Below are 12701 nucleotides of genomic sequence, written 5' to 3' on the forward strand. Positions count from 1 at the left end.
CTAGTGGTTCATCACAGTGGTTTTGACTCTTTGGCGGCAACTGGATAGGCGCGACCGAGTTTGGCGCGGGCTTTGTCGGTTGTGAACATCCATTTGATGCGGTCTCGCGCCTTGTTTCGCTGCCGTTGCCATGCTGCGATTTCTTTTCGAAGCCTTTTGGGATCGTCGATGCGACGGCCGAGACACTGGCGCTGCAGCACGCTGATCTCGCACTCGACCATATTGAGCCAGCTGGCGTGTTTCGGGGTGTAGTGGAACTCGAGGCGGCGCAGGATGCGACGGGCCTCGGCAGGCGCAAATGCCTGATATAGCGCGCCGGCCGTATGAATCGACAGATTGTCCTGCACCACACGGATGCAGGCGGCATTGGGATAGTGGACGTCGACGAGTTCGCGCATGCAGTGCGCGTAGTCGACCGCGGCGCGGTGGTCTGTAACCTTGACATTGCGCCAGCCGCGATGCGGATCGAAGGTGACGAAGAGATTGACGGTACCGTTGCGGCGATATTCGTAATCGTAGCGCTCGCGCTGTCCCGGTTGGGCAGGGATCGGCTGGCGTACCTCGCCGATCAGCTGGACTGGGGTCTCGTCGAAGCAAACCAGGGGCCGCTCGGGATCCGGCGCCTCGGCGTAGAGATCGAGCACATCCTCCATCCGGGCGACGTATTCGCCGTCGACATGAGGAATGCACCACATATCCCGGCGCCACGGCTTGAGGTCGTTGTCGGCCAGCCGGCGGCGCACGGTCTCGCCCGACAGGCTGGCGTGATCGGTGAGCTTGACCATCGCGTCGGCCAGCAATGTCAGCGTCCAGCGTTTGCGGCCGGCGGGCGGCTTGGCGCATGCCGTCGCCACCAGCAGGGCCTCTTCCTTGCCTGTCAGCTTGCGTTCCGCGCCCGGACGCGGCTCCTCACTCAAGGCCCGCTCCAGATTGCCTTCTACGAAACGGCGTTTGGTCCGGCCGACGGTGGAAAGGCTGACCCGGACGGTTCGGGCAATCTCCGCGTCGCAGCTGCCTGAATCGGCCGCCAGCACAATCTGAGCCCGTTTGAGTTTGCGGGCGGAATGCGTGCCGCCGCCGAGCATTGCCGTCAGTTCGTCCCGCTCGGCTTGGCTCAATTCGACCCGATAACGTACATTCATGCTTCGCCTCCTTGTCGGAGGCCGGGACGAATCCAGCTATGAGTCAAAAATCAGGCGCGCACTTCACCGAGAAGCAGGGACACTATCTCGCTTTCATCCATACCTACTCGTACATGTTCGGACAGCCGCCCGCCGAGGCCGACATCCAGCGGCATTTCCGCGTCAGCCCGCCGTCAGTCCACCAGATGATCCTCACCCTCGAACGCAACGGGTTCATTCGTCGCCAGCCCGGCGTCGCTCGAAGCATCGAGATCCTCTTGCCACCCGAAAAGTTGCCTATCCTCGGATGGCTCGGTATCAAAACGTCAAAATCACTGTGATGAACCACTAGCGTATCTGCCGAGAACCGGTAATCGGCCCCGACGGCGGTCCCAAACACGCGGCTCGTCGTGTCGTTCGAGCCGGTCACTGCATTGCCATCTGTCGACTGCGCGCCGCCGAAGCCCGCGGCCCACACGCTCCAGCGCTGCGCGAACGCCTGCGGCTGAGCTTTGGTGACCATGGCAAAGGCGTCGGTGCGCTTGCGTGCGGCGTAGGCGCTGGCCTGATCCTCCTCGGCAAAACCGGCCGCGCCGCTCGCCGAACCAGGCGCGCCGCTCCGCGCTGCGAGGGGATCGGTGAGCAGGCCCACGAACTGACCCATGGTATTGAACGTGGTCTGCTGCGAGGACGTCCCCGACTCGCCGGAGGCTTGCGTCAGGCCCGCCGCCGTCATGCGGCCATAGACCAGCGGAATGCCGCCATTGGCGTTGAAGGAATTGACCAGCGCATTCGCCACGGCCTGCTGATTGCCGTTCAAGCCGGAATTCGGCGGTGGGACGAAGGCGAGCGCCAGATTGAGATAGGCATTGTTGGCGTCGTAACTGAGATCGGTCTTGAAGTTCGTTGGCAGGTTGGTGTTGACGACCGTTGGGGCAAAGGTGCCGGAGATGCCGCCACTCGCGCTGAGGATCGTGTACTTCTTCTCGATGTAGTTGCCAGCGGCGAACACTGCGTTGACCGTGGCGCCGCCGAGCGTCGCCGTGTCTGTCACGCTCGCGTAAGATGCCGTCGCGGGATTGACATGCACGAGATAGATTGCGCCTGACTGCAGGGCGAGACTGCCGACGATGCTGGTCGAGGTGCCCGGCGTGCCATTGCCCGGCGCAAGGGTGCCGCCGCTGCGGATCGTCACAGCCAGCGGATCGATGGTACCAGAGCCCATCAGCACGCCACCGGCATTCACCGTGACCGCGGAAGTGCCCGTGATCGTGCCTTCGACATCGAGCACACCGCCGTTCACGGTGGTGGCACCGGTATAACCGTTCGTGCCGGACAGCGTCTCGGTACCGCTCGTCAGCGTCAGCCCGCCGGTGCCGCTGATCGCGCCCGAGAAGGTGCCGCTGGCGTTGGATAGCGTCAACGAGTTGCTGCCGAGCACGACGCTGCCGGTGCCTGCCAGACTGACGATAGAGGTGCCTCCGTTGGTCAGCCCGGCGATGGAGAAGATGCTGTCATTGGTGACGGCGCTCGACGCAATCGAGCCGGTGCCGGAAAGCGCCAGCGTGCCGCCGTTGATCATCGTCGTACCGGCATAGGTGTTGGCGCCGGAGAATGTCACCGTTCCAGCGGTAGCTTTCACCACGGCACCTGCGCCCGCCAGCGCGGCGCTGACTGCTCCAGCCCGGAAGTCGAAAGTGCCGGTCGACGCAAGTGTGCCGTTCTGAACGGTGCCGCCGGTGAGGGTGAGACCACCGTTCTGGGTTTGAGCCGTTCCGCCGAGATCCAGTGTGCCTCCGTTCACTTTGAGGCTGTTGGCGACGTCGCCCAATGTCCCTGCGCCCGACAGCGAAAATATCCCGGCGTTGATGATCGTGCCGCCGGTGTACAAATTGGCGCCGGAGAATGTCACCGTCCCAGCGGTACCTTTCATCACGGCACCTGCCCCCGCCAGCGCGGCGCTAACTGCTCCAGTCCGGACGTCGAACAAGCCGGCCGACGCAAGTGTGCCGTTCTGAACGGTGCCGCCAGTGAGCGTCAGGCCGCCGTTCTGGGTCTGCGCCGTGCCGCCGAGATCGAGCGCTCCGGCGGTGATCGTGAGGCCGTTGGCGATGTTGCCCAATGTCCCGGCGCCGGATATCGCGAGGGTGCCGGCATTGATGGTCGTGCCGCCGGTGTAGGAATTGGCGCCCGCGAGGGTCACGGTCCCGCTGGTGCTCTTCACCAACGCACCCGCACCTGCCAGAACGCCATTCACCGTACCCGCTTGCGCGTCAAACTCGGTGCTCGCGCTGACCGTAGCCGATGACGCAAGTGTACCGCCCGTCATCTGGTAGCTGGTCGTGTTCAAAGTGCCCTTCTGTATGGTGCCACCGGTTTGCGTCACGTCGCCGCTCTGCGTCTGCGTCGAGTTGCCGAGGTCGAGGTTGCCGCCATTTACGGTCAGGTTGTTCGCCGTGCTGCCCAACGTGCCCGCCCCTGCCAGCACGAGGTTGCCGCCGTTCAAGATCGTGCCGCCGGTGTAGGAATTAGCGGTGTTGAGCGTGACCAACCCCGACCCCGCGAGCGTCAAGGACCCGGCGCCGGTGATCGTGCCCGAACCAAAGCTGAAGGTGGCGCCCGGCGCAGTCGTGATGACCGTGTTGGAATTGAGTTGAAGCGTATCGGAGTAACCAAAATCAGAGGCGAAATTGCTGCTTTGTACGTTGATCGCCGCAGAGCCCGAACTCGTCTGCATGATGAGCGTGCCCAAAGCAAATTCGTAGCCCCCGCCGCCGCCGGTGGCGTTGAGATTGAGGGTGCCTATAGTGAAGGTACCACTGAGCCAAACTGTTAGGGAAACCCCTCCACCCGGGGTTGAGAAGGTTGCGGTCGCATCGACCGCGTTCGGCACGGTTGCCGGCGACCAGTTTGATGCGGTTCCCCAATCCGCACCACCACCGATGGCTTGCCAGGTCTCGGCGTCAACGTCTCCAGCCGCAATGGCCGAGCCGAATATTGCAATACAGACCGCGCGGAGCCGCCCGTCCCACCCCATCCGCAACCGCACGCTGCACCCCATTCTGCGCCGACACGAGCACTCGCTTCCGGGCCCGCCCGGCTGCGCCGCCTCCCGCATCCCACGATCGGGGACAAGGATTGCCGCGGGAGCGGACTATAGCGGCCTGCCAGACCCGCCGATGTGCCCAGAGTCTCAGCCGCGGATTCCGGCCGACACTGATGCAATTGCATCACAACTTCCGCGCACGCCACGCGGTTGCTCCGCGCGGTCCGGATGATTAGATACCGTCGTCGATGTCGGTGCTCTGTATGGCCTTCGTCCGTGCGGCCGGTGTTATCGGGGGATGGTGTGGACGGGGCACTCGCGAACGAGAGCATGCCGGCGGATGACGGCGAGCGCGGAGCAGCGGCGCTGGCGCAAATGCGCGCGATGACAGCCGATATCTGCGATGTCATCCCGCTCACCGCAGAGGATGATTTCCGCATCACCACCGCGACGATGATGATCGGCAATGCCTTGCTGGTCGATTCACGCGTCACCGACCTCGAATACGACCGGACACCCGCGCACATCGCCCGCGGCGGCCTCGATCACTTTCACGTCACTCTCTGCATCGAAGGCGAGATGTGGTTCAGTTCCGGGCGTCGGGATGTGATGGTACGGGCCGGCGACATCTGTCTGCTCGACATGGGGCCACCGAACCGCACGGTGCTTCGTGGCGGCGGCGGTCGCACCCATCTCAGGGCGATCATTCTGCAACGCGCGATGCTGGCGCCCCGCCTTGCGCATCCAGACGCGGCGACGGCGATATTGCTGCCGGCGCAGCACCCTCATGCGCGCCTGCTCGCCAACCATTTCGCGGCACTCATGCTGCCTCCCGCGCCTGAGGCCGGCAGCGCCGAGGTCACGATCGAGGCGATCGCGGACATCGCCGCGGCAGCCGCCGGCGGTACGGCCGACATTGCGGCGGGTGTCGAGCGCGCCGAACGGCATCTCTACCTCGCGGTGATCAAGCGTCGGATCGCGGACAATCTCGAGACCGACGCGCTCACCGTTGACGAGCTCTGCCGTCACTTCCAGATCTCGCGCGCGACGCTCTACCGGTTGTTCGAGACCGACGGCGGGCTTGCGCATTACGTGAGAGAGCAGCGGCTCAATCTTGCCTTCCGGCAGCTGATATCGCCGGCCGCACGGGAGACGCGCCTGATCGACATGGCCGTCAACATGCGATTCAGCAGCGACTCCACCTTCATCCGCGCATTCCGCCGCAAATTCGGCCTGACGCCGGGGGAGCTCAGAGAGCTGGCCGACAGATGGCTTCGCGAGACCGGAGCAGTGCCTGCCATCGACACGGTGCTGCATCAACTGGCGCGGCGGCGCAAATCATAGCCGCAGGGAGCACTGCGTTCAGCGGACGGTGCACGAGCGCCCCGCTCAGGCGAGGTCGACGCCACGCCGCTCCGGGATCAGCGCGAGCAGTGCCACGATATCGAGGATGTAGAGTAGTGCGAGACCGGCGATTGCGGTCGGGAAGCCGTAGGCGGCGCTGACGATGCCGACCACCAGCGGACCGAAGCCGGCAACGGCGCGACCGATATTGAAGAACACGTTTTGCGCGGTGGCGCGCGCCGCGGTCGGATAGAGCTCGCTCATCAGCGCGCCGTAGCCGCCCAGCATGCCGTTGACGAAGAAGCCCATCACGGCGCCGCCGATCAACAGCGCCGTCGCGCCGGTCAACTGCGAATAGACCACGACCATGATGGCCGCGCCCGCCATGTAAGTGAGAAACGCGGGGCGGCGACCGAAGCGGTCGGCCGCGTGGCCGAACAGGAAGATGCCGAGCGCCATGCCGGCGATGGTGACGGCGGTCCAGAGGGCCGATTGCGTGAGGCCATAGCCGAACCGCGTCGACAGGTAGTTCGGCAGCCAGATCATGATGCCGTAGTAACCAAAATTCTGCACCGAGCAGAGGATGATCATGCCGATGCTGATCCGGGTCGTCTCGCCGTCTGCCACGAGCGCGCGGAGCGAAGAGCCGGCATCCGCCGTCTTCGCCTTGTGCGCCATGAAGACATCGGGTTCGTGCAGTTTGCTCCGGATCACATAGGCGACGAGAGCCGGAAACACGCCGAGTGCGAACATCCCGCGCCAGCCGATGAGGGGCAGCAGGATCGGCGTCACCAGCGCCGCGGTGAGCACGCCGAACTGCCATCCGAGCCCGACATAGGAGGTCGCCCGTGCGCGCTTTTCCGCGGGCCAGGCTTCCGCCACCAGGGCCATGCCGATGCCGAACTCGCCGCCGAGACCGATGCCGGCGATGGCCCGGTAAGTCAGCAGGTCCCAATAGCCCTGCGCCAGCGCGCAAAGGCCGGTGAAGACCGCGAACAGGACGATGCTCCAGGTCAAAACGCGGACCCGGCCGAGCCGATCGGACAACATGCCGAAGATGAAGCCGCCGACGACCGCGCCGACCAGTGTCCCCGTCACCAGCGAAGCCGCCTGCGGCTGCGTGAGATGAAGATCCCTGGAGATCGCCGTCAGCATGAAGCCGAGGATGAGCAGATCGAACCCATCCATGGCATAGCCCAGCGCCGATCCCCACAGCGCCCGGCGTGCTTCCGTATCAGCATCCCTCGACGGCCGCGCGTCGGCGCCGACGAGATCGACGCCCTCTATCTGGCTCATTGCTTCCCCCGTCCCTGACCGATCCCTTCGGGATCAAGCCCCCATCTCATATGCGCAACGCGCCTCAGACCAGATGACACGCCACGGCGTGACCGCCTGCGCCCTCCTTCAGCTCCGGCGCGCTCTCCGAGCATCGCGGCTGTGCGATCGGGCAGCGGGTATGGAAGTGGCAGCCCTTCGGCGGCTTCATCGGGCTCGGCACGTCGCCTTTGAGGCGAATGCGGTTGCGCTTGAATTTCGGGTCCGGCACCGGCACGGCGGAAAGCAGCGCCTTGGTATAGGGATGCTGCGGATTGCGGTAGAGGTCGCTCGCCTTCGCGATCTCGACGATGCGGCCGAGATACATCACCGCGACGCGGTCGGAGATGTGCTCGACCACCGAGAGATCGTGCGCGACGAAGAGATAGGTGAGGTTCAACTCGGCCTGGAGGTCCTCCAGCAGGTTGATAACCTGCGCCTGGATCGAGACGTCGAGCGCGGAGACCGGTTCGTCACAGACGATCAGTTTTGGCTCGACCGCAAGCGCACGCGCGATCACGATGCGCTGGCGCTGGCCGCCGGAGAATTCGTGCGGATAGCGGCGCATGTGCTCGGCCTTGAGGCCGACCTTCACCAGCAGGCCCGCGACGCGCTCTTCGCGCTCCCTGGCGGAGGACGCGAGATTATGGATGGTAAAGGCTTCGCCGAGGATGGCGCCGACCGTCATGCGCGGATTGAGCGAGGCGAACGGGTCCTGGAACACGAGCTGCATGTTCCGCCGCATCGCGCGCAGATCGTTGCCGCCGAGCTTGCGCACGTCCTGGCCGTCGAACACGACCTCACCCTCGGTCGGCTCGATCAGGCGCAGCACGCAGCGTCCGGTGGTGGACTTGCCGCAGCCGGATTCGCCGACGAGCCCGAGCGTCTCGCCGCGATTGACCGAGAACGACACGCCGTCAACCGCATAGACGCTGCCGACCTGACGCGACAACAGGCCGCCGAGCACAGGAAAGTGCTTCTTCAGGCCGGAGACGCGCAGCAAGGGCTCGCTCATGACGCGTCTCCCAGATGACAGGCCATGCGGTGACCGGGCGCGATCTCACGCAACAACGGCTCCTTCCTGGTGCAGATGTCCATGGCAAAGCGGCAACGTGGGGCGAAGCGGCAGCCGACCGGCGGATTGATCAGGATCGGCACCGAGCCGCCGATCGCCTCCAGCCGCGTCTTGTGCTCGCTGTCGAGATCGATACGCGGGATCGAACGGATCAGGCCTTGCGTGTAGGGATGGCGCGGATCGCTGAAGAGATCGTCGACCGGCGCTTCCTCCACGACCTTGCCGGCATACATCACGACGACGCGCTGCGCGGTCTCGGCGACGACGCCCATGGCATGGGTGATCAGCATCACCGCCATGCCGAAGCGCTCCTTCATGTCCTGCAGAAGGTCGAGGATCTGCGCCTGGATGGTGACGTCGAGCGCGGTGGTCGGCTCGTCGGCGATGACCAGCTTCGGCTTGCAGGCGAGCGCCATCGCGATCATCACGCGCTGGCGCATGCCGCCGGAGAACTGGTGCGGATAGTGATGCACACGGCCTTCCGCGTTCGGGATCTGCACCAGCTTCAGCATGTCGATGGTGCGCTCGAGCGCCTGCTTCCTGGTCACCGCCTCGTGGCGGCGCAGGCTCTCGGCGATCTGCTCGCCGATGGTCAGCACCGGATTGAGCGAGGTCATCGGCTCCTGGAAGATGAAGCCGATCTCCTTGGCGCGGATCTCGTCGAGCTGGTTGCTCGTCAGCGGCACCAGATCGCGGCCCTCGAAGATGATCTCGCCGGCTGCGATACGGCCCGGCGGCATCGCGATCAGCTTCAGGATCGACATTGCGGTGACGGTCTTGCCGCAGCCGGATTCGCCGACCACGCAGAGCGTCTCGCCCCTGTTGATGGAGATGTCGACGCCGTCGACGGCTTGCAGGATGCCGTCGTCGGTGGAGAAGTGGGTCTTGAGCCCTTTGATCTCGAGCAGCGGCGCCATCAGATCACCCGTCGCGCATCGAGCGCGTCACGCAAGCCGTCGCCGATGAAGTTGATCGCGACGACCGCAACGAAGATCGCGCCGCCCGGGAACAGTGCCCAGTGTGGACCGATGTCGAGGAAGTCCTTGGCGTCGAACAACAGCCGTCCCCACGTCGGCGTATCCGGCGGGAAGCCGAGACCGAGGAAGGACAGCGTCGATTCCGCGATGATCGCGGCGGCGACGTCGATGGTGCCGGCGATGATGACGGGGCCGACGGCATTGGGCAGGATGTGACGCACCACCTGTCGCACCGGGCTCGCGCCGAGCGCGCGCGCCGCCTCGACGAACTCCTTCTCGCGGATCGACAGGAACTGCGCGCGCACGAGGCGCGCGACCGGCATCCAGCGCAAGCCACCGATCACGAGCACGATCAGGATGAAGATGCCGCCCTCGGGGCCGAACATCACCTTCAGCCCGTCGCGGAAGAGATAGATGAGAAGGAGCAGCAGCGGCAGTTGCGGCAGCGACAAGAAGAGGTCGGTAAGCCACATCAGCCCATGCCCGAGCGCACCGCGCGACATGCCGGCCAGCGCGCCGATCAGCGTGCCGACGAACACCGAGACAAGCATCGCGGCGAGACCGACCGCGAGCGAGATGCGGCCGCCATAGATCATGCGCGCCAGGATGTCCTGGCCAAGATCGTCGGTACCGAAGGGATGGGCGAGCGAGGGCCCCTGCAGGCCGGCCACAATGTCGATGTCGTTGATCTTGACGCGCCAGACGAAGGGACCGACCACGACCGCAAGGATCAGGATCAGAAGCAGGAAGGTGCTGACCACGGCGAGCCGGTGGCGGCGATAGCGCCGCCACGTCTCGCGCCAGGGCGAATAGGCCGCCCGCGCGGTGGTCCGCTCAGCGGAGGGAGATGCGAGGGTCAAGCCAGCCATACAGGACGTCCGCGATGAGATTGAACAGCACGACGAGGCACGCGAAGACGAAGGTGACGGCCATCACCACCGGCGTGTCGTTGGCGAGAATGGAAGAGATCAGGAGCGAGCCGATGCCGGGAATACGGAAGATCTGCTCAGTGACGATGGCACCGCCGAACACCGCCGGCATCTGCAGCGCGATCAGCGTGACGACCGGGATCATGGCGTTGCGCATCACGTGCTTGACGATGACCTTGACCTGGCCGAGGCCCTTGGCGCGCGCCGTGGTAACGTAATCCAGCCTGATCACGTCCAGCATCGCCGAGCGAACGAAGCGCGTCAGTGATGCGGCCTGGAACAGGCCGAGCACCATCACCGGCATGATCGCCTGCCGGATCATCTCGAGAACCCAGCGGATGCCGGTCCCCTTGATGTCGGTGGAGTAGACGAAGGGCAGCCAGTCCAGCGTGACCGAGAAGATCAGGATGAAAAGGATGCCGGTGAAGAAGGTCGGCAGCGAGAAGCCGACGAAGGCGAGCGTGTTGGCGATCTGGTCGAACAGCGAATAGGGTTTGGTCGCCGCATAGACGCCAACTGGAATGGCCACCAGCAGCGCCAGGATCTGCGCCGAGCCGATCACGTAGAGAGTCGCCGGCAGGCGCTGCAGGATGAGCGTGTCGACGTTCATCCTGCTGACGAAAGAGAAGCCCCAATCGCCATGCGCCATGGCGGAGAGCCAGTGCAGGTAACGCAGGTAGATCGGATCATCCAGGCCGAACTTCGCCCGAAGCGCGAGAGCGACTTCGGGCGGCACGTTCGGATTGGTCGCCAGTTCCGAGAAGGGATCGCCCGGGGCGAGCGCGAGCACGACGAACAGCACGAGCGAGATTCCGAGCAGGCTCGGAATCGCGATCAGGATGCGACGCAGGACATACTGACTCATGAGAGAAGGACCCGCTCAGGCGTGCGTGATCATTCTTCCCGGTACCAATCGTGCAGATTGTCGGTTTCGTTGGCCCAGCCGCTGATGATCGGACGCAGATTGTTGGCCGCCGCTTCCACCTTGAGCCGATGCTGCACCGGGATGAACACCGTGTCCTGGTACATGAGATCGTTGGCCTTGATGTAGAGCGCTGCGCGCTTGACCGGATCCATTTCGCTCTCGGCGGCTTCGATCGCCGCGTCGTAGTCCTTGTTGACCCAGCGCGGGAAGTTCGTGCCCTGCCACTTGTTCTCCTTCGTGGCGACGTTGGTCGACAGATAGCGGCGCATATGCTGCGACGGATCCGGCTGGCTCAGCGGTATCTGGAACATCTCGAGATCGGCGTAGAAATGCGCATAGGTGTCGGGGTTGGCGACGTCGGAGGAGAAGAACACGGACGCCACCACCGACTTCAGCTCGACGTCGATGCCGGCCTTCTGGCAAGCCTGCTTGACGATCGCCTGGGTCTTCTGACGCGGGCCGTTGATCGAGGTCTGGTAGACGAGCTTCAGCTTCTTGCCGTCCTTCTCGCGGATGCCGTCCGCGCCCGGCTTCCAGCCGGCGTCGTCCAGGATCTTCGAGGCCTTCTCGACGCTGAACTCCCAGGAGGTGTTCTTGGAGACGAATTTTTCCGGGCCGTTGAGGAAGTTGGCGGTGGTGCGGCCGGCACGGCCGTAGATCGCCTTCTTCACCGACTCGCGGTCGATCAGCAGCGACAGCGCCTTGCGCACCGCAGGATCGGAGAACAACGGATGCTTGGTCTTCATCGAAGAGCGCTCGCCGTCGACCTCGGTGTTGGGATCGGTGAAGTTGAGCGCGATGAACTCGGTGTCACCGCCGACGGCATAGATGGTCTTGCCCTTGCCGCCCTTCTCCAGGCGCAAGAGGACGTCGTCCTCGACCTGGATGTTCCAGCCGAAATCATATTCGCCAGTCTGGATCACGGCGCGCGCGGCCGAGACGGCGTCGCCGCCGCCCTTCATCTCGATCGTGTCGAAATAAGGCCGGTTCGGCATGTGGTAATCGGGATTGAGCTGGCCGCGGACGAGATCGCCCGGCTTGAACTCGACGAACTTGTAGGGGCCGGTGCCGACCGGCGAGAGGTTGGTCGGCGCCTCCCGCGATTTGGACCCTTTGTAGTCCGCGAACAGATGCTTCGGGATGATGGTGTTGGGAGCCCCGACAAAGGCGTCGGCCCAGAACGGCGTCGGCTTGTTGAAGAGGATGCGGACCGTAAGGTCATCCACCTTCTCGACCGTGATGTCGCGGTGCGTCGCAATCGTCAGCGCGGAGGTCGCCGGATCCTTGGCGTATTCCCAGTTGAACACGACGTCGTCGGCGGTGAACGGCTTGCCGTCGTGCCACTTCACGCCGGGCTTGAGCTTCCAGGTCACCGACTTGCCGTCGGCGGCCAAGCCGCCGTTCTGGATCGAGGGAATTTCGGCCGCCAGCACCAGCTTCATGTTGCCGTCCGGATCCCAACAGGCGAGCGGTTCGTAGAACAGGCGCGAGCCGTCCTGGTCCTTGGTGCCGGTCGCGAAATGCGGATTGAGCAGGGTCGGGCCCTGCCACCACAGCAGCTTCAGCGCAGCGCCGCCGCCGCGCTTGGTCGGCTTGTAGACTTGAGGACCTTCCGCCATGGCGACGCCGCCAAGCGCGAGGATCTGGTTGGCCAGGGGTGCGGTGAGGCCGACCGCGGCCATGCGCTGGATGAAGGCGCGGCGATCCATCTTGCCGCCCGCCACCTTGTCGATCATCGAACGCAGTTCTTTGTCCAGCATGGTTGTCCCCCGTCTGGTTCCGTTACGGATGCAGGCGGCCGCGATGCGGCCACCAATTTTGGCTGGCAGTAGATGGCACACCGAATAGGCCGCGCGTCAACTGGGACCGTGTGTGTGCAAACGGTCTTCTGACTTTCCGTTGGGCAAAACGCGTTTCGTTCGCCCAACCGTGCGGCAATCCGACGTCAAAGCACGCCGGATTCCGCGCTG

The 12701-nt window shown here is 64.5% G+C and carries 9 protein-coding genes and 1 pseudogene; 2 read left to right on the top strand and 8 right to left on the bottom strand.

Features of this window, described 5'->3' with window-relative positions:
• Window positions 1-11: 11 nt before the first annotated feature.
• A complete protein-coding gene (locus AXW67_RS28065) occupies window positions 12-1142 on the bottom strand; it encodes an IS630 family transposase (RefSeq protein ID WP_063675747.1) in 1131 nt (376 codons plus the stop codon).
• A gap of 113 nt (window positions 1143-1255) precedes the next feature.
• Between AXW67_RS28065 and AXW67_RS44405 the strand changes: the two genes are divergently transcribed.
• Window positions 1256-1462, top strand: coding sequence for a LexA family protein (locus tag AXW67_RS44405; protein ID WP_347336765.1), 207 nt, complete (start codon window positions 1256-1258; stop codon window positions 1460-1462).
• Between the two features lie 1226 nt (window positions 1463-2688).
• Here AXW67_RS44405 and AXW67_RS44885 read toward each other — a convergent pair.
• Window positions 2689-4239 (bottom strand): annotated as a pseudogene (locus tag AXW67_RS44885) (autotransporter-associated beta strand repeat-containing protein); the annotation flags it as partial.
• 231 nt (window positions 4240-4470) lie between these two features.
• Here AXW67_RS44885 and AXW67_RS28075 point away from each other — a divergent pair.
• Window positions 4471-5511, top strand: coding sequence for an AraC family transcriptional regulator (locus AXW67_RS28075; RefSeq protein WP_245315756.1), 1041 nt, complete (start codon window positions 4471-4473; stop codon window positions 5509-5511).
• Between the two features lie 45 nt (window positions 5512-5556).
• On the opposite strand, the gene AXW67_RS28080 is transcribed toward AXW67_RS28075, so the two are convergent.
• From AXW67_RS28080 to AXW67_RS28105, 6 genes are all read right to left on the bottom strand, one after another.
• Window positions 5557-6807, bottom strand: coding sequence for an MFS transporter (locus AXW67_RS28080; RefSeq protein ID WP_082908071.1), 1251 nt, complete (start codon window positions 6805-6807; stop codon window positions 5557-5559).
• 64 nt (window positions 6808-6871) lie between these two features.
• Complete coding sequence (locus tag AXW67_RS28085; RefSeq protein WP_027552355.1) at window positions 6872-7840, bottom strand: ABC transporter ATP-binding protein; 969 nt, start codon at window positions 7838-7840, stop codon at window positions 6872-6874.
• The gene (locus tag AXW67_RS28090; protein WP_063680507.1) at window positions 7837-8817 is read right to left on the bottom strand and encodes an ABC transporter ATP-binding protein; all 981 of its coding nucleotides are present in this window, start codon (window positions 8815-8817) and stop codon (window positions 7837-7839) included. Before AXW67_RS28090 ends, AXW67_RS28085 begins: the two co-directional genes overlap by 4 nt.
• Window positions 8817-9746, bottom strand: a complete 930-nt coding sequence (locus AXW67_RS28095) for an ABC transporter permease (RefSeq protein ID WP_063680508.1) — start codon at window positions 9744-9746, stop codon at window positions 8817-8819. Before AXW67_RS28095 ends, AXW67_RS28090 begins: the two co-directional genes overlap by 1 nt.
• Window positions 9712-10671, bottom strand: a complete 960-nt coding sequence (locus AXW67_RS28100; RefSeq protein WP_063680509.1) for an ABC transporter permease — start codon at window positions 10669-10671, stop codon at window positions 9712-9714. The genes AXW67_RS28095 and AXW67_RS28100 overlap by 35 nt, the downstream gene beginning before the upstream one ends.
• Window positions 10672-10700: 29 nt before the next feature.
• The gene (locus tag AXW67_RS28105) at window positions 10701-12491 is read right to left on the bottom strand and encodes a peptide ABC transporter substrate-binding protein (protein WP_063680510.1); all 1791 of its coding nucleotides are present in this window, start codon (window positions 12489-12491) and stop codon (window positions 10701-10703) included.
• Window positions 12492-12701: the final 210 nt, after the last annotated feature.

The sequence above is a fragment of the Bradyrhizobium neotropicale genome (assembly GCF_001641695.1).
GTDB classification, from domain to species: domain Bacteria; phylum Pseudomonadota; class Alphaproteobacteria; order Rhizobiales; family Xanthobacteraceae; genus Bradyrhizobium; species Bradyrhizobium neotropicale.